Here is a 24,623-nt window from a genome sequence, read left to right as displayed (position 1 = left end):
ATGCCATATCTTGTGACAGAGCCCGACGCGATATGCCGGACGCATTGATATCCATCGTCATTCCCTGCCGCAACGAGGCGGCGAACCTGCCGCTGCTGATCGACGAGATCGAGGCGGCGATGACCGGGCGCGACTTCGAAATCATCGTTGTCAATGACGGTTCGACTGACGACACCGCTTCGGTGCTTGCCGCTGAAGCCGCCAAACGTCCGTTTCCGCTTCGGCAGCTTCGGCACGAAAAATCCGCCGGCCAGTCGCTTTCGGTGCGCTCGGGCGCCTGGGCGGCGCGCGGCTCGATAATCGCCACCATCGACGGCGACGGCCAGAACGACCCGCAATATATCCCCGTGCTGGTCGATGCGCTGCGTCGGGCAGGGCCCGATTTCGGCGCCGCGCAGGGGCAGCGGTTGAAGCGCCGCGACAGCAAGATCAAGCAATTGGCATCGCGTTTCGCCAACTGGCTGCGCGGCGCGATCCTGCATGACGACACCCGCGACACCGGCTGCGGCCTGAAGGCGATCCACACCGATATCCTGCGCAAACTGCCCTTCTTCGACGGCACGCATCGTTTCGTTCCGGCCCTGGTCATCCAGGAAGGCTACCGCGTCGTCCATTGCGACGTCGTCGACCGCTCGCGCCGCCACGGCAAGTCGAATTACGGCATCTTCGATCGCGGCCTGCAGGGCGCGCTCGATCTCGCCGGCGTCTGGTGGCTTCGGCGCCGGCGCCGCAGAATGCCAAAGGTAGAGGAAATCACGCATGGCTAACGTGTTTCAGGAATTGGCGACCTGGCTGCACCAGGTTTTCGTCAAGCAGTTCGACGCCTGGGTTCTGCTCGGCTTCGTTGCCCAGTTCTTCTTCACCATGCGCTTCCTGGTGCAGTGGATCGCTTCGGAAAAGGCCAAGCGCAGCGTCGTGCCGATCGCTTTCTGGTTCTTCTCGCTGTTCGGCGGCGGGCTGCTGCTCGTCTACGCCATCCAGCGTGAGGATCCGGTGTTCATCGCCGGCCAGGCCATGGGCATGGTGATCTATGTCAGAAATTTATGGCTCATCGCCAATGAGCGCAAGGCGGCGATGACCAAGGTCGACTGAGCCACCAGTCCCGCCAAATTCAGTCTGTCCGGTGTCGAAATGAGCAGGAACTACATCTTTCTCTTCCTGTTCAGCCTGATGATGACGGCGTCGGGACTGGCCTCTTTGCCGCCGCTCGACCGCGACGAGCCGCGCTTCGTCCAGGCGACCAAGCAGATGACGGAGACCGGCGACTATGTCGACATCCGCTTCCAGGACGCGTCGCGCTACCAAAAGCCGATCGGCATCTACTGGCTGCAATCGGCGGCGGTGACGCTGAGCGGCCAGGGGGCACAGGCGCCGATCTGGATTTACCGGCTGGTCTCGGCGCTGGGCATCGCCATCGCCGTCGTCGCAATCGCCTGGACCGGGGCCAATCTGTTCGGCGCCAATGCCGGTCTTGCCGCCGGCCTGGTCATGGCGGCGATTTTCGCCACCGCCTTCGAAGGCCGCGACGCCAAGACCGACGCGATGCTGCTTGCCTGCTGCGTTCTGGCGCAAGGCGCGCTGGCGCAGATTTATCTGGCATCGCGCCGCGACGAGCCGGTCGCCGGCCATCTGCCGTGGATTTTCTGGGCGGCGCAGGGGGCGGCGATCCTCATCAAGGGGCCGATTGCACCGCTGCTGTCGGCGCTGACGGTGCTCACGCTGGTTGCCTTCGAGCGCGATTGGTGCTGGCTGGCAAAGCTGAAAGCGGCGCGAGGGCTGGCTCTGGTTCTGCTCATCGTGCTGCCCTGGCTCGCCCTTATCAGCTGGAAGAGCAACGGCGCCTTCCTGCAGCAGGCCGTCGGCAAGGATATGCTCGGCAAGGTCGCGCAAGGCGAGGAGTCGCACGGCGTTCCGCCGGGCTTCTACGTGCTGACCTATTGCCTGTTCATGTGGCCGTTCGGCCTTGTGGCGCTCGGCGCCGGACTGCAGGCGCTCAACCGATTGCGCGACGATCCGCGCCTGCGTTTCTGCCTCGCCTGGTACATTCCGTTCTGGCTGGTCTTCGAATTGATCCCGACGAAACTGCCGCATTATCTGCTGCCGGCCTATCCCGGCATGGCCCTGCTCATCGGCTGGCTTGTGACGCTGACACCGCAAGAGGCAAATGCGCCGCTCAGGCGCTGGCAGACATGGCTGTGGTGGGCGACCGCATTCGGCACCGTCCTGGTGACAGTCGGTCTCGCCGTGCTTTGCGTCGGTGCGCCGATCTATCTCATGAAGACATTTTTATGGTGGAGCGTTCCGGCCGCCGCGGCAGCATTGGGCGCCGGCTACCTCGCTGTTTCGCGCCAGAAGCTGGTGCCGCTGGTCCGCATCGGCGGGGCTGCGGTTTGCGCCGGTATAACCTACGCCCTGCTGTTCGGTGTCATCGTGCCGTCACTGAAACCGATTTGGATGAGCCGGGAAATCGAGGCTGCGGTTCGCGCCGATCGTCCCTGTGAGATGAGCGTGCTCGCCTCCGCGCAATATCACGAACCGAGCCTGGTATTTCTGGTGGGCACAAAGACGGTACTGACCGATGTCGATGGGGTTGCGCAACATCTGCTTGGCGATCCGGCCTGCGCTTTGGGCCTGGCGCCGGTCGGCGATGAAAAACGGCTGGATGACCTGCTGGCAGGGCAAGGCAAGAAGGCCAGCCGCGTCGCTGAAATCGACGGCATCAACTATTCGTCAGGTGATAAATTGTCGCTCGGCCTGTACCGTGTGGCGAACTGATATCTCTTCGATGATCGCTTCGAGCTCCGCATGTTGACGAAGTCGCCATCACCGGCGCGTGCCGCTATGCCTGCCATGCTCCGGCAGTCTGTCGATAATTTCCGCGATACTTTCGGGATTGTACGGCATCGCCTGGCGACGCGCCCGGCGCGCTACCCGAAAATCCTGTGGTCGGTCTGGGTCGTGGCCTGGCTTTTGCTGACGATCGCGGTGTCGCTCCGGTTCGACCATCTTGCGGGCACCATGGCGAGGCAGTGGGCTTCAGGCTCGACCAATGTCTTCCGCATCGCCGAGTTTTTTACCTTCTTCGGCCTAGGCGGCTGGTATCTTGTCCCGTCGGTACTGGTGCTGATTGCTGCGAATCTGACGGATTGGCGCAGCCTTTCCCGGCGCGCGCGGATGACCTTCTACAACTGGACCTGCTTTGCTTTCATGGTGCTGGGTTCGATCGCACTCTCGGCCATGGTCGTCAACGTGCTGAAATATGGCGTGGGCAGAGCCAGGCCAATGAATTTCGACAAGCTCGGCGATCTGTCGCTGCATCCTTTTTCCATGGAGGCGCGCTTTGCCAGCTTCCCATCCGGCCATGCCACGACCATGGGTGTCATTTTCGGCATTGCGCTGCTGTTGTTGCCCCAGCGCAGATGGGTGCTGCTGGCTGCAACCTTGTCGGTCGCATCGACCCGAATCTTTATCGGCGCGCACTATCCGAGCGACACTGTCGCCGGATTCGGCCTTGGCTGTGCTGTTGCCATCGTCTGCGCGATGGTGCTTGGCCGGCTGGGATGTATCTTCCGCTACACGGCGTCGGGGTTGCCGGTGGCAAAAACTACGTTCCGCCTATTCCGTCGGGCTCGCAAACCAAACCAAAACGATGCGCCGAGACAGACGAATTTCCGCATTGGAGCAGCGCCGGCAGGCAACTGAATTGCTGACGCCTTTGGAACCATCTAAGACCACCCCAGCTAGCTGTCGATGCCACCCCAGCTCCGCACCAGCCGAGCCATGTCGGGCGCGCCGGCGGCGTCCTTCTCCAGCCCTTCGGCGACACCGACGCGGTCGGCGACAGGCCGGTTCTGGCTGACTTTCCACTTGCCGCTGATTTCGGCGATCTCGATCTCAAGCCCGACAATGCCCTTGATTTGCGACTGGATGAAGGTCGGCGGCGCATCGGTCACCGCCCAGGGTGCCTCGCGGGCGCCTTCCTGCGACAGCGTCAGCTCGGTGATCTGCTGTGCGATCCAGGCGGAATCCTCGATCACTCTGACGGTTCCTCGCACCTGGACAATGGCGTAGTTCCAGGTCGGCACGACCTTGCCGGTCTCGCGCTTGGTCTCGTACCAGGACGGCGTCACATAGGCGTCGGCGCCCTGGAAGACGACCAGCACCGGCGATGTCGGATTGTCGGCCAGCTGACGCCATTGCGGGTTGGCCCTGGCCAGATGGGCGCGCAGCCGGCCATTCGGCCCAACCTCTGCATCAAGCAGGAAAGGAATGGCATTGGCGACCGGGCCATCGGTGCCGTTGGAGATCAGCAACCCCAGCGGATGCGTCCGGATCAGCCCGTGCAGGACGTCCGGCCGCGTTTCCTGGAAATGGGGAGGCTGGTACATGATCGGTCATGCCTTCTTGCGCTGGCTGAACCGGCATTGTGCACCGTTCAGCCGAGCCGCGCCACATGTCAGGCTGGCTTCACCGTTTGGATCAGCCGAAATGGCATTGTCGCGCCCATGATGGGCACGACTGTGACGGCATCGGACCGGGAGTTTTTGTTTTGACGCAATTCCGGACGGAAAACCCGTTTACACTTTTCCTGGAATTGCTCTTAGCGCAGCCGCTTCGGCCGCGGATCGGACAATTCGCCGGCCAGCCGTCGGTCGAGATAGTCGGCGCATTCCTCGAGCAGCAGATCGGCGTCGTTGGCGAAGAAGTGGTTGGCGCCTGGCAAGGTCTTCTGCGTGATGGTGATGCCCTTTTGCGTGTGCAGCTTGTCGACCAGGCCCTGCACATCCTTGGGCGGCGCCACCTTGTCGGCATCGCCATGGATGATCAGACCCGATGACGGGCAGGGCGCCAGGAACGAGAAATCATAGGTGTTGGGCTGCGGCGCGATCGAGATGAAGCCCTCGATCTCGGGCCGGCGCATCAGAAGCTGCATGCCGATCCAGGAGCCGAAGGAATAACCGGCCACCCAGCAGCTCTTGGAATCCGGATGCAGCGACTGCACCCAGTCGAGCGCTGCGGCGGCATCCGACAATTCGCCGGTGCCGTGGTCGAATTCGCCCTGGCTGCGGCCGATGCCGCGGAAGTTGAAGCGAAGCGTGGTGAAATCGCGCTTCTGGAACATGTAGAAGAGGTCATAGACGATCTTGTTGTTCATCGTGCCGCCGAATTGCGGGTGCGGATGCAACACGATGGCAATCGGCGCGCTCTTCTCCTTGGAAGGCTGGTAGCGGCCCTCCAGGCGGCCGGCCGGACCGGTGAAAATGACCTCAGGCATGAAATACTCCAAATGGCATACGAATGCGCGGCGCCCGGAACAATTCTTACTCCAGCCCCAGCCCTTCCGGGCCTTGACGCAGGGCAAGCGTCTTCTTAGAAGCTAGTTTAGAATTGTTCAAAACTGGATAGCCAGCCGTGACGGCCCGGCCATCCTCGCCGCAAGCCGCGTAAATAGGACGTCTTGCCTTGCAATTTCAAGGAAATAACGCGCTATCCTTGCGGAAAGGGTCTTGACGGGATCGATTGGGTGAAAATGGCCGCAGCACGCGCCTATCTCGACTACAATGCCAGCGCGCCGCTCATTGCCGAGGCGCGCGAGGCGATGATTGCCGCGCTCGATCTCGTCGCCAATCCGTCGTCGGTGCATGCCGAGGGGCGCGCGGCGCGGCGCCTGATCGACACTGCCCGGCGCGATGTGGCAGCACTTGTCGGCGCCAAGGCCGAGCATGTCGTCTTCACCTCGGGCGCGACGGAAGCCGCATCGACGCTGCTGACGCCGGATTGGCAGATGGGCCGTGGCACGGTGCGCATGAGCCGGCTCTATGTGTGCGAGGCCGACCACCCTTGCCTGTTGAACGGCGGCCGCTTCCCGGCAACACAGGTTTCGCGGATCGGCGTCGACGCCGATGGTATTGCCGACCTCGCTCAGCTGACAGCCGCTCTGGCCGCGCATGAGAAGGCCGAAGGCCTGCCGTTGGTCGCGATCCATGCCGCCAACAACGAGACCGGCGTCATCCAGCCGATCGAGGCAATCGCTGCAATCGTCAAGGCGGCGGGCGGCATTCTGGTGGTCGACGCGGTGCAGGCTGCGGGCCGTGGTCCCATCGATATGTCAGCGGCTTACGCCGACTATTTGATTCTGTCTTCGCACAAGATCGGCGGCCCCAAGGGTGTCGGCGCCGTCGTTGCGGCAGCCGATCTGATGATGCCGAAGCCGCTGATCAATGGCGGCGGCCAGGAAAAGGGCCATCGCGGCGGCACCGAAAACCTGGCGGCCATCGCCGGCTTTGGCGCCGCGGCGCGGCAGGCTTTGGCTGGACTGAAAGACGTCGAAGCGATCGCGCAACGCCGCGGCGAGGTCGAGAAAACACTCAAAACACTGGTGCCGGACGCAGAAATCTTCGGAACCGGCGCGCCAAGGCTTGCCAATACGACATTCTTCGCTATTCCCGGCATCAAGGCCGAGACGGCGCAGATCGCTTTCGATCTGGCTGGCGTTGCGCTGTCGGCGGGATCGGCCTGTTCGTCGGGCAAGGTCGGGCCGAGCCATGTGCTGAAAGCCATGGGTTACGGCGACAGCCTGGGCGCTTTGCGCGTGTCCATCGGCCACGCAACGAGTGCCGGGGATATCGAACTGTTCCGTGCTGCGCTGGCCGGTATTGCCCAGCGCCGGGCGGGCAGGGAACAAGCCGCCTGAGGCGGCGACAAAGAATTCAGGCCTCGCGGCCTGGTAGAGCCGTGCGTTTGCAAGTGGCCGGGTGAATTCCCGGCCGAGACGCACTATATGAAACTTACGCCGCCTTCGGCGCCTCATGGGCAGCCCTCGGCGATGCCATAGTTTGAAAACTGTCGGGCCTTGACCCCGGCGTGGATGGAGAACGCTTATGCCTGCTGTGCAGGACACGATCGATCGGGTCCGAAAGATCGACGTCGACCAGTACAAATACGGATTCCAGACAGAGATCGCGATGGACAAGGCCCCCAAGGGCCTGAGCGAAGACATTATTCGCTTCATCTCGGCCAAGAAGGATGAACCGTCCTGGATGCTGGAATGGCGTCTGGAAGCCTATCGGCGCTGGCTGACGCTGGAAGAGCCGACCTGGGCGCGCGTCCATTATCCGAAGATCGACTTTCAGGACCTCTATTACTACGCGGCGCCCAAGAGCACGCCCGGCCCGACCTCGCTGAGCGACGTCGATCCCGAGCTGTTGAAGGTCTACGAGAAGCTCGGCATTCCGCTGCGGGAACAAGAAATCCTCGCTGGCGTGCAGAAGACCGACGCGTCCGATCTCGAGGAGCCCAGCGACAACGTCTACAAATCGGGCCGTGTCGCGGTGGACGCGGTGTTCGATTCCGTTTCCGTCGTCACCACGTTCAAGAAGGAACTGGCGCAGGCCGGCGTCATCTTCTGCTCGATCTCGGAGGCCATCCGCGAGCATCCGGAGCTGGTCCAGAAATATCTCGGCTCGGTCGTGCCGACATCCGACAATTTCTACGCCACGCTGAATTCGGCTGTCTTCACCGACGGCTCGTTCGTCTTCGTGCCCAAGGGCGTGCGCTGCCCGATGGAGCTGTCGACCTATTTCCGCATGAACGAGAAGAACACCGGCCAGTTCGAGCGCACGCTGATCATCGCCGAGGAGGGGGCTTACGTCTCCTATCTCGAAGGCTGCACGGCGCCGCAGCGCGACGAGAACCAGCTGCATGCCGCCGTCGTCGAACTGGTGGCGCTCGACGATGCCGAGATCAAATATTCTACGGTGCAGAACTGGTACCCCGGCGATGCCGAGGGCAAGGGCGGCATCTACAATTTCGTCACCAAGCGCGGCGACTGCCGCGGCGACCGTTCGAAGATCTCGTGGACGCAGGTCGAGACCGGTTCGGCGATCACCTGGAAATATCCCAGCTGCATCCTGCGCGGCGACGATTCCTCCGGCGAGTTCTATTCGATCGCCGTGTCGAACGGCTACCAGCAGGTCGATAGCGGCACCAAGATGATCCATCTCGGCAAGAACACGTCGAGCCGCATCATCTCCAAGGGCATCGCCGCCGGCTTCTCGCAGAACACCTATCGCGGCCAGGTCTCGGCGCACCGCAAGGCGACCAACGCCCGCAATTTCACCAATTGCGATAGTCTCCTGATCGGCGACCAGTGCGGCGCGCACACCGTGCCCTACATGGAAGCCAAGAATTCGACGGCGCAGTTCGAGCATGAGGCGACGACGTCGAAGATTTCGGAGGACCAGAAATTCTACGTCATGCAGCGCGGCATCCCCGAGGAAGAGGCGATCGCGCTGATCGTCAACGGCTTCGTCAAGGATGTCATCCAGCAGCTGCCGATGGAGTTCGCGGTCGAAGCGCAGAAGCTTATCGGCATCAGCCTTGAGGGCTCGGTCGGCTGACCGGACAATATATATCCAGGAAAGAAAAAATGCTTGAGATCAAGAACCTGCATGCCCGCATCGTCGATGACGGCACCGAGATCATCCGCGGCCTGAACCTGACGGTGAAAAACGGCGAGGTCGCTGCCATCATGGGTCCGAACGGCTCGGGCAAATCGACGCTGTCCTACATCCTCGCCGGCCGTGAGGACTATGAGGTCACCGAAGGCGACATCCTCTATAACGGCCAGTCGATCCTCGAAATGGATCCGGCCGAGCGCGCCACCGCGGGCATCTTCCTCGCCTTCCAGTATCCGATGGAGATACCTGGCGTCGCGACCATGGAATTCCTGAAAGTGGCGATGAACGAGCAGCGCAAGGCGCGCGGCGAGGAGCCGCTGAAGATCCCGGAATTTTTGAAGCGGGTGAAAGAGGCGGCAGCCTCGCTCTCGATGGACATGGCGATGCTGAAGCGGCCGCTCAATGTCGGCTTTTCCGGCGGCGAGAAGAAGCGGGCCGAGATCCTGCAGATGAAGCTGCTGGAGCCAAAGCTCTGCGTGCTCGACGAGACCGATTCAGGCCTAGACATCGATGCGCTGAAGATCGTCTCGGACGGCGTCAACGCGCTGCGTTCGCCCGACCGTGCCATCATCGTCATCACCCACTACCAGCGCCTGCTCGAGCACATCGTGCCCGATAGCGTGCACGTCCTATACAAGGGCCAGGTGATCAAGTCCGGCGACAAGTCGCTGGCGCTCGATCTCGAAGCCAATGGCTATGCCGGCGTGATCGGCGAAGCCGCGTGAGACGCCAGAAGGCCATTTTATGCTGAAAGGCGGGGCAAAACTGATGAATATGCATACACAACCCCAGCGCACGCAGGCCGAAACGGCGTTGATCGACGCTTTCGGCGAGCGTCTGTCGTTGCTGCCGGGTGACGGCGCGGTGATGCTGAAGCGCGACGACGCCATCGAGGCGATCAAGCACGGGCTGCCGACGCGGCGCATCGAATCCTGGCATTACACTGACCTGCGCCGGCTGTTGACCGCGGTGCCGGCATTCGATCCGACGGCCGCCGCCAAAACGCTAACGCCCATCGTCGAAGGTTCCGCCGTGCTGGCGGTTCTGAACGGCGTCTCGAGTGCGAAATTCCCCGCGATCGAGGGCGTGACGATCCAGCGCCTGTCGGAAAAGCTGACCGACGGCTCGATTGCACCCGGCCTCGAGCCCTATGGCAGCGATGACGCCATCGGCGCGCTGAACACTGCTTTCGTCGCCGACGGCTATTTCGTCGACATCGCCGATGGCGCAGCACTGGAAAAGCCGATCGAATTGCAGAACCTGCAAGCCGGCGGACAGACCCATGTGCGCTTTCCCGTGCGTGTCGGCGCCGGCGCCAAGGCTGCGATCGTCGAGCGTCAGGCGGGCGAGGGCGCGGCTCTGGCCAGTTCCGTCAGCCAGCTGGTGTTGGGCGAGGGCGCCGAGGTGACCTGGCTGATCATCCAGGAACAGCCGGAAACGGCCACCCATCTGGCGCAGTTCAAGGCGCATCTCGGCAAGAATTCGAAACTGACACTGTTTTTCATGAATGCCGGCGGCAAGCTTGTGCGCCAGGAGATCGTGGTGAAGACCACGGGCGAAGGCGCCGACTTCAAATTGCGCGGCATCAACCTGCTCGCCGGCGACACCCACACCGACGTGACCATGGTGCTCGACCATGCCGTGCCGCATACGACATCGACGGAAGTGATCCGCAATGTCGTGACCGGCAAGGCGCGCGGCGTCTTCCAGGGCCGCATCAACGTCCACCAATACGCGCAGAAGACCAACGCCAAGATGGCCTGCAACACGCTGCTTTTGTCGGATGATGGCGAGTTCTCGACCAAGCCGGAGCTGGAAATCTTCGCCGACGACGTCATCTGCGGCCACGGCGCGACCGTTACCGAGATCGACCACAACCATCTGTTCTACCTGATGGCTCGCGGCATCGACGAGAAGAGCGCCCGTGGCCTGCTGGTCAAGGCGTTCGTCGCCGAAGTGATCGAGGAACTGGACGACGAAACCATCGTCGAGGCCCTGGAAACAAGGCTGGACGACTGGTTCGTGGCGCATGGGTAGCGCCTCCCCTTCTCCCCTTGTGGGTCCGAAGGACGGGCGAGGCAAGTGACACGCCCCGGGCGGTGGCCGAGCGAAGCTCGGTCGGGTGAGGGGTGCGTGACGAAGTGAGGCGGTGCCTCAAGAGAGCTTGTAATGGACCAGAAGATCGAAACAACCCCATACGACGTCGAGGCGATCCGCCGCGACTTCCCGATCCTGTCGCGCGAAGTCTACGGCAAACCGCTGGTCTATCTCGACAATGGCGCCTCGGCGCAGAAGCCGCAGGTGGTGCTGGATACGATCCAGCACGCCTATTCCCAGGAATACGCCAACGTGCATCGCGGCCTGCATTTCCTGTCGAATGCCGCAACCGACGCTTATGAGAAGGCACGCGAGACGGTGCGCCGTTTCCTCAATGCGCCAAGCACCGACAACATCGTCTTCACCTCGAACACGACCGCGGCGATCAACACCGTGGCTTACGGCTATGGCATGCCCAATATCGGCGCGGGCGACGAGATCGTGCTGTCGATCATGGAGCACCACTCCAACATCGTGCCGTGGCATTTCATCCGGGAGCGGCAGGGCGCCAAGCTGGTCTGGGTGCCGGTCGACGATCTCGGCATCTTCCACATCGAGGAATTCGAAAAGCGGCTGACCGACAAGACCAAGCTCGTCGCCATCACGCATATGTCGAACGCGCTGGGCACGGTAACCCCGATCAAGGAGATCGTGCGCATCGCGCATTCGCGTGGAATTCCCGTACTTGTCGACGGCAGCCAGAGCGCCGTGCACATGCCGATCGACGTCCAGGACCTCGATTGCGATTTCTTCGTCTTCACCGGCCACAAGGTCTACGGGCCCTCCGGCATCGGCGTGCTCTACGGCAAGAAGGACATTCTGCAGGGCATGCGCCCCTTCATGGGCGGCGGCGAAATGATCGAGGAGGTGACTGAAGACATCGTCACCTACAACGAGCCGCCGCACCGCTTCGAGGCCGGCACGCCGCCGATCGTGCAGGCGATTGGCCTGGGTGCAGCATTGGAATACATGGAAAAGGTTGGCCGCGAGCGCATTGCCGCCCATGAGGCCGATCTCAAGACCTATGCGCATGAACGGCTGCGCGCCATCAACTCGCTGCGCATCTTCGGCGACGCGCCGGACAAGGGCGCCATCATTTCCTTCGAATTGCAGGGCATTCATGCCCATGACGTGTCGATGGTGATAGACAGGCAAGGTGTTGCCGTCCGCGCGGGCACCCATTGCGCCCAGCCGCTGTTGAAACGCTTTGGCGTAACCTCCACATGCAGGGCATCGTTCGGCATGTATAATACCAGGGCCGAAGTCGACGCTTTGGCCGATGCGCTGGAAAAAGCGCGCAAGTTCTTCGGGTGACAGGTTCTTTGGATGACGACCATGGATGATGCGAGCCACACCACCGCGCCGGAAGCGGCCGTCAATCCGGTGGTTTCCGCCTCGGCAATTCCCGCCGACGAGCTGGCGCGGCTGACCGACGACATCGTCTCGGCGCTGAAGACGGTCTATGACCCGGAAATACCGGCCGACATCTATGAGCTCGGCCTCATCTACAAGATCGACATCGAGGACAACCGCGCGGTCAAGATCGACATGACGCTGACCGCGCCCGGCTGTCCGGTGGCCGGCGAAATGCCAGGCTGGGTGGAAAACGCCGTCGGCGCCGTCGAAGGCGTCTCCGGCGTCGAGGTCAACATGACCTTCGACCCGCCCTGGTCGCCCGACCGCATGTCGGAAGAGGCGCAGGTGGCGGTGGGCTGGTACTAAGGTTGACTGAGGTTGGTGCACTTGCACCAGTGGTAAAACTTCACCATTTTAGGTGAGGAATCATTCGGCAGGCCTTGAACCTGCATGGAATGGAAGAGGAAAAAGAATGGGACGCTTCGCCGTCATCACGATGACCGAAAAGGCCGCCGACCGGGTGCGCGAGATCGTCGCCACGCGCGACAATGCGCATGGCATTCGCCTCGGCATCAAGAAGGGCGGCTGCGCCGGCATGGAATACACGGTCGACCTGGTGACCGAGCCCAATACCAAGGACGACCATATCGAACGCGACGGCGCGCATGTCTATGTCGCGCCCGAGGCTGCCCTTTTCCTGTTCGGCACCGAGATGGATTTCGAGCAGACCACGCTGCGCACCGGCTTCACCTTCCACAACCCGAACCAGAGTTCGGCCTGCGGCTGCGGCGAATCCGTCGAACTGAAGCCCGCCGACCTGAAGGCGCTGGCTGAAGCGCGCGCTTCCGCCTGATCTTTCCTTCGCCCCGTTCACGGGGAGGTGAGGAATGGTCCGCGCAGCGGGCGAAAAGCCAATTGCTTGGCTTTTCGAATGACGAACGGCCCGAAGGGCCGGATGAGGGGCAGCGCTAACCATCGGAAGTCGCGCTCCGAGTCCTCACTTCACCCACATCTTCGTCCGCTTGTGCCAGTCGGCGATCGATTCCTCGGGATAGACGTCGAACGCATTGTCCTTCTTGCCGATCACCGGCTCGACCCAACTCGCCTTGTATTTCAACATCAGATGCACCTTCTCCGGCGGCTTCGGCAACTCGCTGTCGATTGCCGAGGCGAAGGGGTGGACCAGGTCCGGCCATGTCGGATCGTAGAGCCAGAGCGCCGAACCGCACTTCTTGCAGAAATTGCGCTCGCCCGTCGAAATCTCACACTTTGGATGCTCGTCGTCCGCGATCTCGGCCTGGTAGACGCCGAGATTGCGCTTGCCCTTGATTTTCAGCGTCTTGTAATCGGCGCCGAGATTGATGGCGAAGCCGCCGCCGCCCTGCTGCTTGCGGCAGATCGAGCAGTAGCACAGCATGAACGGCACCGGCGTGTTGCTCTCCACCTCGAAATGGACGGCATCGCAGCGGCAGGATCCCTTGAGCAGCAGCGGCATGACAAAACTCCGACGGATGGCTCTCAACTTGCCAGCATGGTTTTTGGTTGCAGCCATGGCAAGCCCGGTGACATGATTGCGGCATGGACAATGAACGCATCGAAGAGCTGTTCGAAGGCCTCGGCCCGGTCAGTATCCGAAAACTGTTCGGCGGCAAGGGTATCTATTTCGACGGCGTCATCGTCGCTATCGTGCTGCGCGGCGAATTGCTGCTCAAGGCTGACGAGCAAAGCGCGCCCGACTTCGAAGCCGCCGGCTGCAAGCAATGGACCTATACCGGCACCCGCCACGGCAAGCTGGTCGCGATGCCGTACTGGAGCATTCCCGACGACGCGTTTGATGATCCTGACGAGATGAGGGTGTGGGCGCGCCGGGCGTATGAGGCGGGGCGGCGGGCGGGGAAGTGAACCGGGACCGTCGCGTTTCTTCCCACCCCCCTCTGTCCTGCCGGACATCTCCCCCGCAAGGGGGGAGATCAGTTGTCACATTGGTCTTCGCCAATCACCATCGTTGAAAATGGGAGCCTGCGGCTAAGCTGTTAATCTCCCTCCTTGCGGGGGAGATGGCCGGCAGGCCAGAGGGGGGTGCTGTCCCGCCGACGTAGGCGATCCTACAGCGCCTTGGCAATCCTCGCCGCCAGCCGCGCATTGTTCTCGACCAGCGCGATGTTGGTCTTCAAGCTCCGGCCGCCGGTCAGTTCGAGGATTTTGCCCAACAGGAACGGCGTCACCGCCTTTCCGGTCACATTCTGCACTTCCGCCGCCTTCTGCGCGGCCTCGATATAGCCGGCCATCTCGTCGGCCGGGATTTCATCGTCCTGCGGCACCGGGTTGGCGATCAGCGTGCCGCCGACCAGGCCAAGTGCCGCCCTGGTCTTGTAGAAATGCGCGATCTCTTCCGGTCTGTGCAGGGTCAGCGGCGCGCGGAACGGCGAATGCCGCGACCAGAAGGCCGGCATCGTCTCGCAGCCATGGCCAATCACCGGCACGCCGCGCGTCTCCAGCACTTCCAGGGTCTTTTCGATGTCGAGGATCGCCTTGGCGCCGGCCGAGACGACGATGACCGGGGTGCGCGCCAACTCGTCGAGATCGGCCGAGATGTCGAAGCTTTTTTCCGCGCCCTTGTGGACGCCGCCAATGCCGCCGGTGGCGAACACCTTTATCCCGACCATGTCGGCCGCGATCATGGTGGCGGCGACCGTGGTGCCGCCGGTGCGGCCTTGCGCCACCGCAAAGCCGAGATCGGCGCGCGACAGCTTCATGGCGTCGCCGGTCATCGCCAGCGACTCGCGCTCGCCGTCGGAAAGCCCGATCTTGATGCGGCCGGCGACCACGGCGATCGTCGCCGGCACCGCGCCATTGTCCAGGATTATCTTTTCGACATTGGCGGCCATGGCGCCATTGTCGGGGTAAGGCATGCCATGGGTGATGATGGTGCTTTCCAGCGCCACGACGGGGCGGCCAGCGGCGAGCGCCTCGGCCACGGGCGCGTGGAGGTCGATGAAGGGGCGGGCGCTTTGCGGTGTCATGATGGTCTCCGATCCGGAGATCCGCGCGTCCGCTTGGACGTCGCGCTCCGGCAATGGCAATTGGCCGCCCTCATGCCATTTCCTGCGCGTCGGGCACAAGAGCCAGTGCCTCGGTGAAGGTCGCAATCGTGAAGGCCGGAACCGCGTCGGCGCTTTCAATGGCCAGCGTGGCGGCGGCAACGCCCTCGCGCAATGCCTGGCGCAGGGGCAGGCCGCGCAGCAGGGCAGCGATGGTGGCGCCGGCCAGCGCGTCGCCGGCGCCGGTGACGTCGGCGACTTTTCTCGGCGCCGGCGGCAGGATAGAGAAGGCGCCGGCTTCGTCGAATCCCAGCACCGGGCCGTCGCCCGCCGTCACCACGCCACTGGTGAGGCCGCTGCAGCGCAGTCCGTCGACGGTCTCGCGCTCGGTGGCATTGGCATCGACGCCGGCCAGCACCATGGCCTCGCGCCGGTTCATGAAGACCTGCGCGAGTTCCTTCAGCACCGGTATCAGCCGCACCACCTTGGCCGGCGAAATGGCGATGGCGAACACCGGCTTGCCGGCGGCGAGCCCCACCAGCCGCTCCAGCGCCGTTGATGGCAGATTGGCGTCGCAGAGCACCGCATCGGCCTCGGCGACCACCTCGCGCACCTTGGAGCGGCGGATCTGCTTGGGGAACGCCAAATCGTAGAGCGCCATATCGGCAAAGCCGGTGATCAGCTCGCCGTCGCGATCGATCAGCGCCGTGTAGCTCGGCGTGGTGCGGTCGAGGAACACCGCCGACAGATCGGCAATGCCGGCCTCAGTGATGGCGCGCGCAACCGTCTCGGCCGAGGCATCGCCGCCGCGCACCGACAAAAGCGAGGCCGAGACGCCGCGCCGCACGAGGCTGCGCAGCGCGTTGAAGACGCCGCCGCCGACATCCTCGCGCATCGTGCCGGGGTTGGACGCCGCCGGCACGTAAGCACCGGACACCTGACCGCGCCGGTCGATATGGGCGCCGCCCACCGCCAGTATTTTTGCTGATTTCACCATGTAGGCGATATGACCTTTGTTATTCGAACCAGACAAGCGCTAGGCTGTGCGACGGAGCTTCGCAAGCAAGCCAGCGATTCGGGCGGAGCCAAACCGCCGGAGCGCCTGGCCCAATGGTGGATACATCCGGAAACGAAACCATGAGACAAAAAAAGAACAAATCCGGATAAAGATTGCTTTTCAGATATTTGACCCCTCTTGCCAAACGAGAACAAAAAAGGTACAAATAGGGCAGGGATTACGGATTGTCCGGCCTTCATTGACGACCAAGGGGTGATGTATCATGGCTCAGAATACTTTGCGGCTTGTAGAGGACAAAGCGGTGGACAAATCAAAGGCTCTGGACGCGGCGCTGTCGCAAATCGAGCGCGCCTTCGGCAAGGGCTCGATCATGCGGCTGGGCGCCAACGAGCAGGTCGTCGAGATTGAAACCGTGCCGACCGGATCGCTTGGCCTCGACATCGCGCTTGGCGTCGGTGGCCTGCCGCGCGGCCGCATTGTCGAGATCTACGGGCCGGAAAGCTCGGGCAAGACGACACTGGCGCTGCACACAGTTGCCGAAGCCCAGAAGAAGGGCGGTATCTGCGCCTTCGTCGATGCCGAGCATGCGCTCGACCCGGTCTATGCCCGCAAGCTCGGCGTCGATCTGGAAAACCTCTTGATCTCGCAGCCGGACACCGGCGAGCAGGCACTGGAAATCTGCGACACGCTGGTGCGTTCCGGCGCCATCGACGTTCTGGTGGTCGATTCGGTGGCCGCCCTGACGCCGCGCGCTGAAATCGAGGGCGAGATGGGCGATTCGCTGCCCGGTCTCCAGGCTCGTCTGATGAGCCAGGCGCTGCGCAAGCTGACCGCCTCGATCTCGCGCTCCAACACCATGGTCATCTTCATCAACCAGATCCGCATGAAGATCGGCGTCATGTTCGGTTCGCCGGAAACCACGACCGGCGGCAACGCGCTGAAATTCTACGCTTCGGTGCGCCTCGACATCCGCCGCATCGGCTCGGTCAAGGACCGCGACGAGGTCGTCGGCAACCAGACCCGGGTCAAGGTGGTCAAGAACAAGCTGGCGCCGCCCTTCAAGGTGGTCGAGTTCGACATCATGTATGGCGAGGGCGTCTCCAAGACCGGCGAACTGGTCGATCTCGGCGTCAAGGCCGGCGTGGTCGAGAAGTCCGGCGCCTGGTTCTCCTACAATTCGCAGCGTCTCGGCCAAGGTCGCGAAAACGCCAAACTGTTCCTGCGCGACAATCCCGACACGGCGCGTGAGATCGAACTTGCGCTGCGGCAGAATGCCGGGCTGATCGCCGAGAAATTTCTTGAAAATGGTGGCCCCGAGCGCGGCGAAAGCGACGACGGCTTCGAGGAAGAATCCGGCGCCATGTAGGGCACGGCCAGAGTTCGGCCATAAATCCAGTCTATTATCCGATGCTTAAGTAACCGAGTTCTTTAGTATTGCGTTTCAAACCGCCGGCCTTCGCGCCGGCGGTTTTCGTTTTTGGGCAGCGTGAAGCCGGCTTGGCAGTTGCCGGATTGGCCCAATTCCGTGTTTCTGGACAGGGTGGGGCGTGCCCGCTAAAAGGCCAAGTCAATCTTCTAAAAAGCAGAGACCAGTGTCCGCCGGCCGTGCCGGCGGTTTTCGCGAAAAGGCAGCACTCATGAGTGGCGTGAACGAGATCCGGTCGACATTCCTCGACTATTTCCGCAAGGAGGGCCACGAGGTCGTGGCCTCGAGCCCGCTGGTGCCGCGCAACGACCCGACGCTGATGTTCACCAATGCCGGCATGGTGCAGTTCAAGAACGTCTTCACCGGCCTGGAGAAGCGGTCCTATTCGCGCGCCACCACTGCGCAGAAAAGCGTGCGCGCCGGCGGCAAGCACAACGACCTCGACAATGTCGGCTACACCGCGCGCCATCTGACCTTCTTCGAAATGCTCGGCAATTTCTCCTTCGGCGACTATTTCAAGGAGCGCGCCATCGAACTGGCCTGGAACCTGATCACCAAGGAGTTCGGGCTGAACAAGGACAAGCTGCTGGTCACCGTCTATCACACCGATGACGAGGCGGCCGGCTTCTGGAAGAAGATCGCCGGTTTCTCCGATGACCGCATCATCCGCATCCCGACCTCCGACAATTTCTGGGCTATGGGCGACACCGGACCGTGCGGGCCGTGCTCGGAAATCTTCATCGACCGTGGCGAGCACATCTGGGGCGGCCCTCCCGGCAGCCCGGAGGAGGATGGCGACCGCTTCCTTGAATTCTGGAACCTGGTGTTCATGCAATATGAGCAGGTCACCAAGGATGAGCGCATCGACCTGCCGCGGCCGTCGATCGACACCGGCATGGGCCTGGAGCGCATGGCCTCCATCCTGCAAGGGGTGGAGAGCGTCTTCGAGACCGACCTGTTCCGTCATCTGATCGATGCGGCCTCGTCAGCGCTCGGGCAGGGCCCGGACAAGGAGACGGTCGCCTCCTTCCGCGTCATTGCCGATCATCTGCGCTCGTCCTCCTTCCTGGTTGCCGACGGCGTGCTGCCGTCGAACGAAGGCCGCGGCTATGTGCTGCGCCGCATCATGCGCCGCGCCATGCGCCATGCGCAGTTGCTCGGCGCCAAGGAGCCGTTGATGTGGAAGCTGGTGCCGGCGCTAGTGCGTGAGATGGGCCAGGCCTATCCCGAACTGCTGCGCGGCGAACAGCTGATTGCCGAGACGCTGAAGCTCGAGGAGACCAGGTTCCGCAAGACGCTGGTGCGCGGCCTCGGCCTGCTCTCGGAGGCGACAGATACGCTGCACGCCGGCGATATGCTGGATGGCGAGACGGCGTTCAAGCTCTATGACACGTACGGCTTCCCGCTCGATCTGACGCAGGACGCACTGCGCCAGCGCAACATCTCGGTCGACCTTGCCGGCTTCACCCATGCGATGGAGCAGCAGAAGGCCGAAGCGCGCAAGCATTGGGCTGGCTCCGGCGACGCGGCCACCGAGACCATCTGGTTTTCTGTACGCGAGAAGGCCGGCGCCACCGAATTCCTCGGCTACGAGACCGAACAGGCGGAAGGCCTCATCCAGGCCCTGGTCAAGGACGGCAAGACAGTCGATAGCGCCGGCAAGGGCGACGCGGTGGCGGTGGTCGTCAACCAGACGCCGTTCTATGGCGAGTCGGGCGGCCAGATGGGCGACACCGGCATCATCTCCGGCGAAGGTTTCTCGATCGAGGTTTCCGACACGCAGAAAAAGGCCGACGGCCTGTTCGTGCATCTGGGCAAGGTGACGAACGGCACGGTCAAGCCAGGTGCAGCCGTCGAGCTGAAGGTTGACCATGCGCGCCGCACCCGGCTGCGTGCCAACCATTCGGCAACGCATCTGATCCATGAGGCGCTGCGCGAGGTGCTGGGCACCCATGTCGCGCAGAAAGGTTCGCTGGTCGCGCCCGAGCGCCTGCGCTTCGACATCTCGCACAACAAGCCGATCTCGGCCGAAGATCTCGAAGAGGTCGAGCGCATGGCCAACGAAATCGTCGTCCAGAACAGCCCGGTGACGACGCGCCTGATGTCGGTCGATGACGCCATTGCCGAGGGCGCCATGGCGCTGTTCGGCGAGAAATATGGTGACGAGGTGCGTGTCGTCTCGATGGGCACCGGCGTGCATGGCGCCAAGGCCAATAGACCCTATTCCGTCGAACTTTGTGGCGGCACCCATGTCCGGGCGACCGGCGATATCGGCCTGGTCCGTGTCGTCTCCGACAGCGCGGTCGCCGCCGGCGTGCGCCGCATCGAGGCGCTGACCGGCGAAGCCGCGCGCAAACATCTCGATGAGCAGGACAGGCGCCTGAAGGCAACTGCGGCCGTGCTGAAGATCTCGCCGGCCGACGTGCCGGCGCGTGTCGAGACGCTGCTCGAGGAGCGCAAGAAGCTCGAGAAGGAGCTGAGCGAAGCGCGCAAGAAACTCGCGCTGGGCGGTGGTGCCGCGGCCGATGCTCCGGCCACCACCGAAACCGTCGCCGGTATCGGCTTCCTCGGCAAAGCGGTTTCCGGCGTGTCGCCGAAGGATTTGAAGCCGCTGGCCGATGCCGGCAAGACATCGCTCGGCTCCGGCGTCGTCGTCTTCGTCGGTGCGGGCGAAGACAACAAGGCAAGCGTCGTGGTCGCCGTGACGGACGATCTCGTCGGCCGCTTCAGCGCTGTCGATCTGGTGCGCGTTGCCTCGGCCGCATTGGGCGGGCAGGGCGGCGGCGGACGGCCCGACATGGCGCAAGCCGGCGGTCCGGACGCCTCGAAGGCCAATGATGCGATCGCCGCGGTGAGGGCGGCGCTGGAGGCAGCCTGAAAGCCACCCTATGTCGTATCTGGTTCGTGTGCGGCTTTCCGGCCTTCGCCGCCGTGCTTGCCATTCTGTGGCTGATAGTGGCAAGCCGGCAATCAGCTCTTAGACGGTCCGTCTAGCTAGTCTAGTTCTTTTCGCCGCCTTCAGGGCGCGCGTCATTCTGCTGGAATCGCCCCAGGTGGACAGCCAGATCAGCACGTCCGTGGCGATCGAAATCAGCGACCGTAAAAAGTTCAGCGCCGGGCCGGGCGATTTCAGCTGCTCTTCGGCGTGATGGAGATGGGCGAGCTCTTCCTCGCGGATCGCCAGGATGATGCCTTGCAAGTCGTGGTCGCGATTGGCGAGGAAAAACAGCTGATCGTCCAGATGGCGATGCACCGCCGCTTCAACCGCCGCCGTGCAGGCCCAGATGCCTTGCGGACCGAGCAGGGCGGTGACAGAACCCAGCAGCCAGCCACCCCAGCTCCAGAATTGCATCACCCGGCACGGTCGCGCCTTCCGCGCCGGCATGGCGGCACGGAAGGCGGCGCAATGCGTGCGCTCGTGCCCGAGCATCTCCGACAAGGATGGCACGCAATCCGGCCAGAAGCGCCTGGCGACAAGAATCTGCGCCGAATAGATCCTGATCGCACCGAACTCACCGGCGTGGTTGACCCTGACAATTCTGGCGATGGTGAGCGCGTCCTGGCGAGATGGGTCAGCCATGGCCCGAACCCATATCAGCCCGCCGCCAGGCTCGGACGTTTTGCGATGCCGTCCCACCAGGCCTGGATGTCGGCGAACGCCGCAAGCAGCTTTTGCCCGTCGGCGACCTTGACGAAATAGGCGATGATGGATGCCGCATGCAGGTCGGCCAGCGTCAGCTGGTCGCCGAGCAGCCACGGCCCGGGAGGCTTGAGTGCGGTGAGCACCCGCAGCACCGTTTCCGCCTGGCGCAGCCCGTTGGCGACCAGTGCCTCGTCTGGCGCTTCCTTCTCAAGCCGCTCGACGGCGACGTCCCAGACCATCGATCTGTAGGCATAGGCGTCGAGCATGCCGATGATCTGGTTCATCGTTGCGCGGGTGCGGGCGTCTTTTGGCTGCAGTGCCGGGCCGTCGAACGCCTCGTCGACATAGCGGGCGATTGCGCTGGTTTCGAACAGGCGAAACCCGTCATGCTCGACGGCCGGAATGCGGCCGAAAGGGTGATGCTCGAAGTACCAGGCGGGAGTGCCCTCGGCGGCAAAGACATCGACCGGCACAAGGTCGTAGTCGATGCCTTTTTCCGCCAGCACGAGGCGGACGATGCGCACATAGACGCTGTAGTCCGCCCCGTAGACGACCGGCTTGGCCATGGCTGCCGGCTTACGCCATCGCCTTCTGCAAATTCTCGTCGATCTTGTCGAGGAAGCCGGTGGTCGACAGCCATGGTTGGTCGGGACCGATCAAGAGCGACAGGTCCTTGGTCATGAAGCCGCTCTCAACCGTCTGGATGCAGACCTTCTCCAGCGTGTCGGCAAATCGCTTCAACTCGGCATTATCGTCGAGCTTGGCGCGGTGGGCGAGGCCGCGCGTCCAGGCGAAGATCGAGGCGATCGAATTGGTCGAGGTTTCCTCGCCCTTCTGGTGCTGGCGATAGTGGCGCGTCACTGTGCCGTGCGCGGCCTCCGCTTCCACCGTCTTGCCGTCCGGCGTCATCAGCACGGAGGTCATCAGGCCGAGCGAGCCAAAACCTTGCGCCACCGTGTCGGACTGGACGTCGCCGTCATAATTCTTGCAGGCCCAGACATAGCCGCCAGACCATTTCAGGGCGGAGGCCACCATGTCGTCGATCAGCCGGTGCTCGTACCACAGCTTCTTAGCCTTGAACTCGGCCTCGAATTCAGCCTCGTAGACCTCCTGGAAAATGTCCTTGAAGCGGCCGTCGTAGGCTTTGAGGATGGTGTTCTTGGTCGAGAGATAAACCGGATAGTTGCGCAGCAGGCCGTAATTCAGCGAGGCGCGGGCGAATTCCCGGATGGAGTCGTCGAGATTGTACATCGCCATGGCAACGCCGGCGCCGGGTGCGTCGTACACGTCATGCTCGATCACCTTGCCGTCCTCGCCGACGAACTTGATGGTCAGCTTGCCCTTGCCGGGGAAGCGGAAATCGGTGGCGCGATACTGGTCGCCGAAGGCATGACGGCCGACGATGATCGGCTTGGTCCATCCCGGCACCAAACGCGGCACGTTCTTCATGATGATCGGTTCGCGAAAAATGGTGCCGCCGAGAATGTTGCGGATGGTGCCGTTGGGCGACTTCCACATCTTCTTCAGCTTGAATTCCTCGACGCGCTGCTCGTCGGGCGTGATCGTCGCGCATTTCACGCCGACGCCCCATTTCTTGATGGCATTGGCCGAATCGATGGTCACCTGGTCGTTGGTGGCGTCGCGGTGCTCGACGCCGAGGTCGTAATATTCGAGCTTCAGGTCGAGATAAGGGTGGATCAGCTTGTCCTTGATGAACTGCCAGATGATGCGGGTCATCTCGTCGCCGTCGAGCTCGACGACCGGGTTCGCCACCTTGATCTTCGCCATGAAAAGAATGCCTCGCTTTTGGGGAACAAAACGGCCTCGCCCGCATGGCTTCGGCCGGGTATGCGGAGCGTATATCAAAGCCTATTTGGCCGCGCAAACGACCATCCGTGCAGAATGGGTCGTCTGTGCCGCGACCGGTGTTTGCAAAAGCTTCATTTTGCCGAGCGGATGTGGCAGGGAACGCTGAAATGCCGCAAACAGCAGTTCATTGAGATCATGTCCGCCGTCGATCATCCTGAAAACGCATCCGCTGCCGGGCCGGCGATCATCCTGGTCGAGCCGCAGCTCGGCGAGAATATCGGCATGGTCGCGCGCGCCATGGCCAATTTCGGCCTTGCCGAACTGAGACTGGTCAACCCGCGTGACGGCTGGCCGAGCGAGAAGGCGCGCGCCGCCGCCAGCCGCGCCGACCATGTCATCGATGCCGTAACAGTGTTCGGCGACCTGGCGTCCGCCGTCGCCGACCTCAACTTCGTCTTCGCCACCACGGCGCGGGAGCGCGACGGCTTCAAACCCGTGCGTGGTCCGGTCGAGGCGGGCAGGGCGCTCAGGGCGCGTCAGATAGCCGGCCTGCGCACCGGCATCTTGTTCGGCCGCGAGCGTTTTGGGCTCTACAATGACGAGGTCGGGCTGGCCGACGAGATCGTCACCTTTCCGGTCGATCCCGGCTTTTCGTCGCTCAACATCGCCCAGGCCGTGCTGTTGATGTCCTATGAATGGATGAAATCCGGCCTGGAGGACGAGACGGCGACCAATTTCTCCAGTCCTGAAATGAAGCCGGCGAGCAAGGAAGAGTTGCACGGCCTGTTTGCCTATCTCGAAGGCGCGCTCGAAGCGCGCGGTTATTTCCGCCCGGCGCCCAAGAAACCCAAGATGGTCGACAATCTGCGCGCCGTCTTGACGCGCGCCGGTTTCGCCGAGCCGGAACTGAAAGTGCTGCGTGGCATCATCTCGTCGCTCGACCGGTTTTCGCCGGCCATGCCGCGCGGTGACGGCTCGCCGGGAGACGATCCAAGGCGTTTGCCGGCCGCTGCGCGAAAACGCCACGCAGACAAAGAAGATTAGAAATCGCTAAGCTTCGAACGGCTGAAGTAACCGAATTTTATTTGCCTCTCGTCCATTGTTGTCAAAACGGTGGGGTGGCAAATGTTCACGTCCAAAATCGGCCGTATGCGCTTCTTCTTCTATTCGCTCGGCGTAGCCCTGCTCGAGGCCGTTCTTGCCGTGCTGTGCATCGTTGGCACGATCGGCTTTGAGGGGCTGGTCAACTCGGCGCCCGGTCCATCGCGGCAAGGGATGGCAGGCGCGGTTCTGGTCGTTTCCCTCCTGGCCGTGGTCATGCGTGCCAACATCGCCTGGCGACGCAGCCGCGACGCCAACGGCAAAGCGTGGATCCTGTGGTCCTACATCGTGTTCTGCGCCATCTACGCCTTTCTGCAGGCAGGCACGCTGCTGGTCATCGATTTCAACAATCCGGAAAGCACGTCCAGCGGTCTCAACCTGCTTGCGCTGTCGATCTTTGGCCTTTGGTGCACGATCCTGGTGGCTAAGCCGGTGGCGGGCATCAATATCGACGAACTGACATCGGTTTTCGATTTCGATGGCGATACGCCCATGCCTGCGGGATCCGGCCGGATGGCCAGCAGCACGGCACAGTCTTCCATGCGCAACGCCACACCGGCCACGCGCTCGGTGCCGTCCGCCCAGCCTATGGGCCGCCCGCGGCCCGCCGGCTTCGGCAAGCGCGGGCTCTAGACCGAGGCAAGGTCGTCTTCGCCGGCTTTGCATAGAACTT

24 protein-coding genes are annotated in these 24,623 nt (G+C 62.8%); 16 read left to right on the top strand and 8 right to left on the bottom strand.

Annotated features, from left to right (window positions below; translation table 11 throughout):
* The first annotated feature begins 32 nt into the window (after positions 1-32).
* The 4 genes from NKL04_RS10270 to NKL04_RS10255 are packed head-to-tail and all read left to right on the top strand — an operon-like array spanning position 33 to position 3,702.
* Positions 33-767 (top strand): glycosyltransferase family 2 protein, encoded by a 735-nt coding sequence (locus NKL04_RS10270; RefSeq protein ID WP_023690217.1) that lies wholly within the window; start codon positions 33-35, stop codon positions 765-767.
* Positions 760-1,092: a lipid-A-disaccharide synthase N-terminal domain-containing protein gene (locus NKL04_RS10265; RefSeq protein ID WP_023669132.1), complete on the top strand. Its 333-nt coding sequence runs from the start codon at positions 760-762 to the stop codon at positions 1,090-1,092. Before NKL04_RS10270 ends, NKL04_RS10265 begins: the two co-directional genes overlap by 8 nt.
* A gap of 39 nt (positions 1,093-1,131) precedes the next feature.
* Positions 1,132-2,775 carry an ArnT family glycosyltransferase gene (locus tag NKL04_RS10260; protein WP_023700867.1) on the top strand — a complete coding sequence of 548 codons (1,644 nt, stop codon included), beginning with the start codon at positions 1,132-1,134 and terminating at the stop codon, positions 2,773-2,775.
* Between the two features lie 30 nt (positions 2,776-2,805).
* Entirely contained in the window at positions 2,806-3,702 is an 897-nt protein-coding gene (locus NKL04_RS10255; protein ID WP_023700866.1) for a phosphatase PAP2 family protein, read from the top strand.
* A gap of 38 nt (positions 3,703-3,740) precedes the next feature.
* On the opposite strand, the gene NKL04_RS10250 is transcribed toward NKL04_RS10255, so the two are convergent.
* Both NKL04_RS10250 and NKL04_RS10245 read right to left on the bottom strand, forming a co-directional pair.
* Positions 3,741-4,388, bottom strand: a complete 648-nt coding sequence (locus NKL04_RS10250) for an FMN-binding negative transcriptional regulator (protein WP_023700865.1) — start codon at positions 4,386-4,388, stop codon at positions 3,741-3,743.
* Between the two features lie 212 nt (positions 4,389-4,600).
* Positions 4,601-5,275: an alpha/beta hydrolase gene (locus tag NKL04_RS10245; protein WP_023669128.1), complete on the bottom strand. Its 675-nt coding sequence runs from the start codon at positions 5,273-5,275 to the stop codon at positions 4,601-4,603.
* 255 nt (positions 5,276-5,530) lie between these two features.
* On the opposite strand from NKL04_RS10245, the gene NKL04_RS10240 reads away from it, so the two are divergent.
* From NKL04_RS10240 to sufA, 7 genes are all read left to right on the top strand, one after another.
* On the top strand, positions 5,531-6,694 hold the full coding sequence (locus NKL04_RS10240) for a cysteine desulfurase family protein (protein ID WP_023700864.1): 1,164 nt from the start codon (positions 5,531-5,533) through the stop codon (positions 6,692-6,694).
* Between the two features lie 187 nt (positions 6,695-6,881).
* Positions 6,882-8,399 carry a Fe-S cluster assembly protein SufB gene (sufB, locus tag NKL04_RS10235; RefSeq protein WP_023700863.1) on the top strand — a complete coding sequence of 506 codons (1,518 nt, stop codon included), beginning with the start codon at positions 6,882-6,884 and terminating at the stop codon, positions 8,397-8,399.
* Between the two features lie 29 nt (positions 8,400-8,428).
* Positions 8,429-9,184, top strand: a complete 756-nt coding sequence (sufC, locus tag NKL04_RS10230; protein ID WP_023684862.1) for a Fe-S cluster assembly ATPase SufC — start codon at positions 8,429-8,431, stop codon at positions 9,182-9,184.
* Between the two features lie 43 nt (positions 9,185-9,227).
* Positions 9,228-10,496, top strand: a complete 1,269-nt coding sequence (gene sufD / locus NKL04_RS10225) for a Fe-S cluster assembly protein SufD (RefSeq protein ID WP_023700862.1) — start codon at positions 9,228-9,230, stop codon at positions 10,494-10,496.
* 132 nt (positions 10,497-10,628) lie between these two features.
* Positions 10,629-11,870 (top strand): cysteine desulfurase, encoded by a 1,242-nt coding sequence (locus NKL04_RS10220; protein WP_023684864.1) that lies wholly within the window; start codon positions 10,629-10,631, stop codon positions 11,868-11,870.
* 21 nt (positions 11,871-11,891) lie between these two features.
* Positions 11,892-12,278, top strand: a complete 387-nt coding sequence (locus NKL04_RS10215) for an SUF system Fe-S cluster assembly protein (protein ID WP_023684865.1) — start codon at positions 11,892-11,894, stop codon at positions 12,276-12,278.
* A 106-nt stretch (positions 12,279-12,384) separates the two neighbouring features.
* Entirely contained in the window at positions 12,385-12,765 is a 381-nt protein-coding gene (gene sufA, locus NKL04_RS10210) for a Fe-S cluster assembly scaffold SufA (RefSeq protein ID WP_013532156.1), read from the top strand.
* A gap of 144 nt (positions 12,766-12,909) precedes the next feature.
* Here sufA and NKL04_RS10205 read toward each other — a convergent pair whose 3' ends face one another.
* On the bottom strand, positions 12,910-13,407 hold the full coding sequence (locus NKL04_RS10205; protein ID WP_023669121.1) for a GFA family protein: 498 nt from the start codon (positions 13,405-13,407) through the stop codon (positions 12,910-12,912).
* An 83-nt stretch (positions 13,408-13,490) separates the two neighbouring features.
* On the opposite strand from NKL04_RS10205, the gene NKL04_RS10200 reads away from it, so the two are divergent.
* Positions 13,491-13,814 carry a TfoX/Sxy family protein gene (locus tag NKL04_RS10200; protein WP_023669120.1) on the top strand — a complete coding sequence of 108 codons (324 nt, stop codon included), beginning with the start codon at positions 13,491-13,493 and terminating at the stop codon, positions 13,812-13,814.
* Between the two features lie 203 nt (positions 13,815-14,017).
* Here the strand turns inward: NKL04_RS10200 and NKL04_RS10195 are convergent, their stop codons facing one another.
* A complete protein-coding gene (locus NKL04_RS10195; RefSeq protein ID WP_023684866.1) occupies positions 14,018-14,935 on the bottom strand; it encodes a pseudouridine-5'-phosphate glycosidase in 918 nt (305 codons plus the stop codon).
* A 70-nt stretch (positions 14,936-15,005) separates the two neighbouring features.
* Positions 15,006-15,950: a carbohydrate kinase family protein gene (locus NKL04_RS10190; RefSeq protein WP_023684867.1), complete on the bottom strand. Its 945-nt coding sequence runs from the start codon at positions 15,948-15,950 to the stop codon at positions 15,006-15,008.
* A 283-nt stretch (positions 15,951-16,233) separates the two neighbouring features.
* Between NKL04_RS10190 and recA the strand changes: the two genes are divergently transcribed.
* Both recA and alaS read left to right on the top strand, forming a co-directional pair.
* The gene (gene recA, locus NKL04_RS10185) at positions 16,234-17,337 is read left to right on the top strand and encodes a recombinase RecA (protein WP_023684868.1); all 1,104 of its coding nucleotides are present in this window, start codon (positions 16,234-16,236) and stop codon (positions 17,335-17,337) included.
* A 271-nt stretch (positions 17,338-17,608) separates the two neighbouring features.
* Positions 17,609-20,275: an alanine--tRNA ligase gene (gene alaS / locus NKL04_RS10180; protein WP_352724054.1), complete on the top strand. Its 2,667-nt coding sequence runs from the start codon at positions 17,609-17,611 to the stop codon at positions 20,273-20,275.
* 99 nt (positions 20,276-20,374) lie between these two features.
* Here the strand turns inward: alaS and NKL04_RS10175 are convergent, their stop codons facing one another.
* Genes NKL04_RS10175 through NKL04_RS10165 form a run of 3 tightly spaced genes read right to left on the bottom strand, consistent with a single transcriptional unit; the run spans position 20,375 to position 22,828 of the window.
* A complete protein-coding gene (locus NKL04_RS10175) occupies positions 20,375-20,977 on the bottom strand; it encodes a demethoxyubiquinone hydroxylase family protein (protein WP_023684870.1) in 603 nt (200 codons plus the stop codon).
* 14 nt (positions 20,978-20,991) lie between these two features.
* Positions 20,992-21,606 (bottom strand): glutathione S-transferase family protein, encoded by a 615-nt coding sequence (locus NKL04_RS10170; protein WP_023684871.1) that lies wholly within the window; start codon positions 21,604-21,606, stop codon positions 20,992-20,994.
* Between the two features lie 10 nt (positions 21,607-21,616).
* Positions 21,617-22,828: an NADP-dependent isocitrate dehydrogenase gene (locus NKL04_RS10165; protein ID WP_023669114.1), complete on the bottom strand. Its 1,212-nt coding sequence runs from the start codon at positions 22,826-22,828 to the stop codon at positions 21,617-21,619.
* A 216-nt stretch (positions 22,829-23,044) separates the two neighbouring features.
* Between NKL04_RS10165 and NKL04_RS10160 the strand changes: the two genes are divergently transcribed.
* Positions 23,045-23,893: an RNA methyltransferase gene (locus NKL04_RS10160; protein WP_023700861.1), complete on the top strand. Its 849-nt coding sequence runs from the start codon at positions 23,045-23,047 to the stop codon at positions 23,891-23,893.
* 81 nt (positions 23,894-23,974) lie between these two features.
* Positions 23,975-24,583 carry a DUF805 domain-containing protein gene (locus NKL04_RS10155; RefSeq protein WP_023700860.1) on the top strand — a complete coding sequence of 203 codons (609 nt, stop codon included), beginning with the start codon at positions 23,975-23,977 and terminating at the stop codon, positions 24,581-24,583.
* Positions 24,584-24,623 lie beyond the last annotated feature (40 nt).

The sequence above is a fragment of the Mesorhizobium sp. C264A genome (assembly GCF_040324515.1).
GTDB lineage: Bacteria > Pseudomonadota > Alphaproteobacteria > Rhizobiales > Rhizobiaceae > Mesorhizobium.
Note: the sequence above shows the minus strand (reverse complement) of the source record. Positions and strands in the feature narration are given on the sequence as shown.

Coding starts and splice junctions, on each gene's coding strand:
- NKL04_RS10270 (WP_023690217.1), top strand. CDS start 33: ATGCCGGACGCATTGATATCCATCGTCATTCCCTGCCGCAACGAGGCG.
- NKL04_RS10265 (WP_023669132.1), top strand. CDS start 760: ATGGCTAACGTGTTTCAGGAATTGGCGACCTGGCTGCACCAGGTTTTC.
- NKL04_RS10260 (WP_023700867.1), top strand. CDS start 1,132: ATGAGCAGGAACTACATCTTTCTCTTCCTGTTCAGCCTGATGATGACG.
- NKL04_RS10255 (WP_023700866.1), top strand. CDS start 2,806: ATGTTGACGAAGTCGCCATCACCGGCGCGTGCCGCTATGCCTGCCATG.
- NKL04_RS10250 (WP_023700865.1), bottom strand. CDS start 4,388: ATGTACCAGCCTCCCCATTTCCAGGAAACGCGGCCGGACGTCCTGCAC.
- NKL04_RS10245 (WP_023669128.1), bottom strand. CDS start 5,275: ATGCCTGAGGTCATTTTCACCGGTCCGGCCGGCCGCCTGGAGGGCCGC.
- NKL04_RS10240 (WP_023700864.1), top strand. CDS start 5,531: ATGGCCGCAGCACGCGCCTATCTCGACTACAATGCCAGCGCGCCGCTC.
- sufB (WP_023700863.1), top strand. CDS start 6,882: ATGCCTGCTGTGCAGGACACGATCGATCGGGTCCGAAAGATCGACGTC.
- sufC (WP_023684862.1), top strand. CDS start 8,429: ATGCTTGAGATCAAGAACCTGCATGCCCGCATCGTCGATGACGGCACC.
- sufD (WP_023700862.1), top strand. CDS start 9,228: ATGAATATGCATACACAACCCCAGCGCACGCAGGCCGAAACGGCGTTG.
- NKL04_RS10220 (WP_023684864.1), top strand. CDS start 10,629: ATGGACCAGAAGATCGAAACAACCCCATACGACGTCGAGGCGATCCGC.
- NKL04_RS10215 (WP_023684865.1), top strand. CDS start 11,892: ATGGATGATGCGAGCCACACCACCGCGCCGGAAGCGGCCGTCAATCCG.
- sufA (WP_013532156.1), top strand. CDS start 12,385: ATGGGACGCTTCGCCGTCATCACGATGACCGAAAAGGCCGCCGACCGG.
- NKL04_RS10205 (WP_023669121.1), bottom strand. CDS start 13,407: ATGCCGCTGCTGCTCAAGGGATCCTGCCGCTGCGATGCCGTCCATTTC.
- NKL04_RS10200 (WP_023669120.1), top strand. CDS start 13,491: ATGGACAATGAACGCATCGAAGAGCTGTTCGAAGGCCTCGGCCCGGTC.
- NKL04_RS10195 (WP_023684866.1), bottom strand. CDS start 14,935: ATGACACCGCAAAGCGCCCGCCCCTTCATCGACCTCCACGCGCCCGTG.
- NKL04_RS10190 (WP_023684867.1), bottom strand. CDS start 15,950: ATGGTGAAATCAGCAAAAATACTGGCGGTGGGCGGCGCCCATATCGAC.
- recA (WP_023684868.1), top strand. CDS start 16,234: ATGGCTCAGAATACTTTGCGGCTTGTAGAGGACAAAGCGGTGGACAAA.
- alaS (WP_352724054.1), top strand. CDS start 17,609: ATGAGTGGCGTGAACGAGATCCGGTCGACATTCCTCGACTATTTCCGC.
- NKL04_RS10175 (WP_023684870.1), bottom strand. CDS start 20,977: ATGGCTGACCCATCTCGCCAGGACGCGCTCACCATCGCCAGAATTGTC.
- NKL04_RS10170 (WP_023684871.1), bottom strand. CDS start 21,606: ATGGCCAAGCCGGTCGTCTACGGGGCGGACTACAGCGTCTATGTGCGC.
- NKL04_RS10165 (WP_023669114.1), bottom strand. CDS start 22,828: ATGGCGAAGATCAAGGTGGCGAACCCGGTCGTCGAGCTCGACGGCGAC.
- NKL04_RS10160 (WP_023700861.1), top strand. CDS start 23,045: ATGTCCGCCGTCGATCATCCTGAAAACGCATCCGCTGCCGGGCCGGCG.
- NKL04_RS10155 (WP_023700860.1), top strand. CDS start 23,975: ATGTTCACGTCCAAAATCGGCCGTATGCGCTTCTTCTTCTATTCGCTC.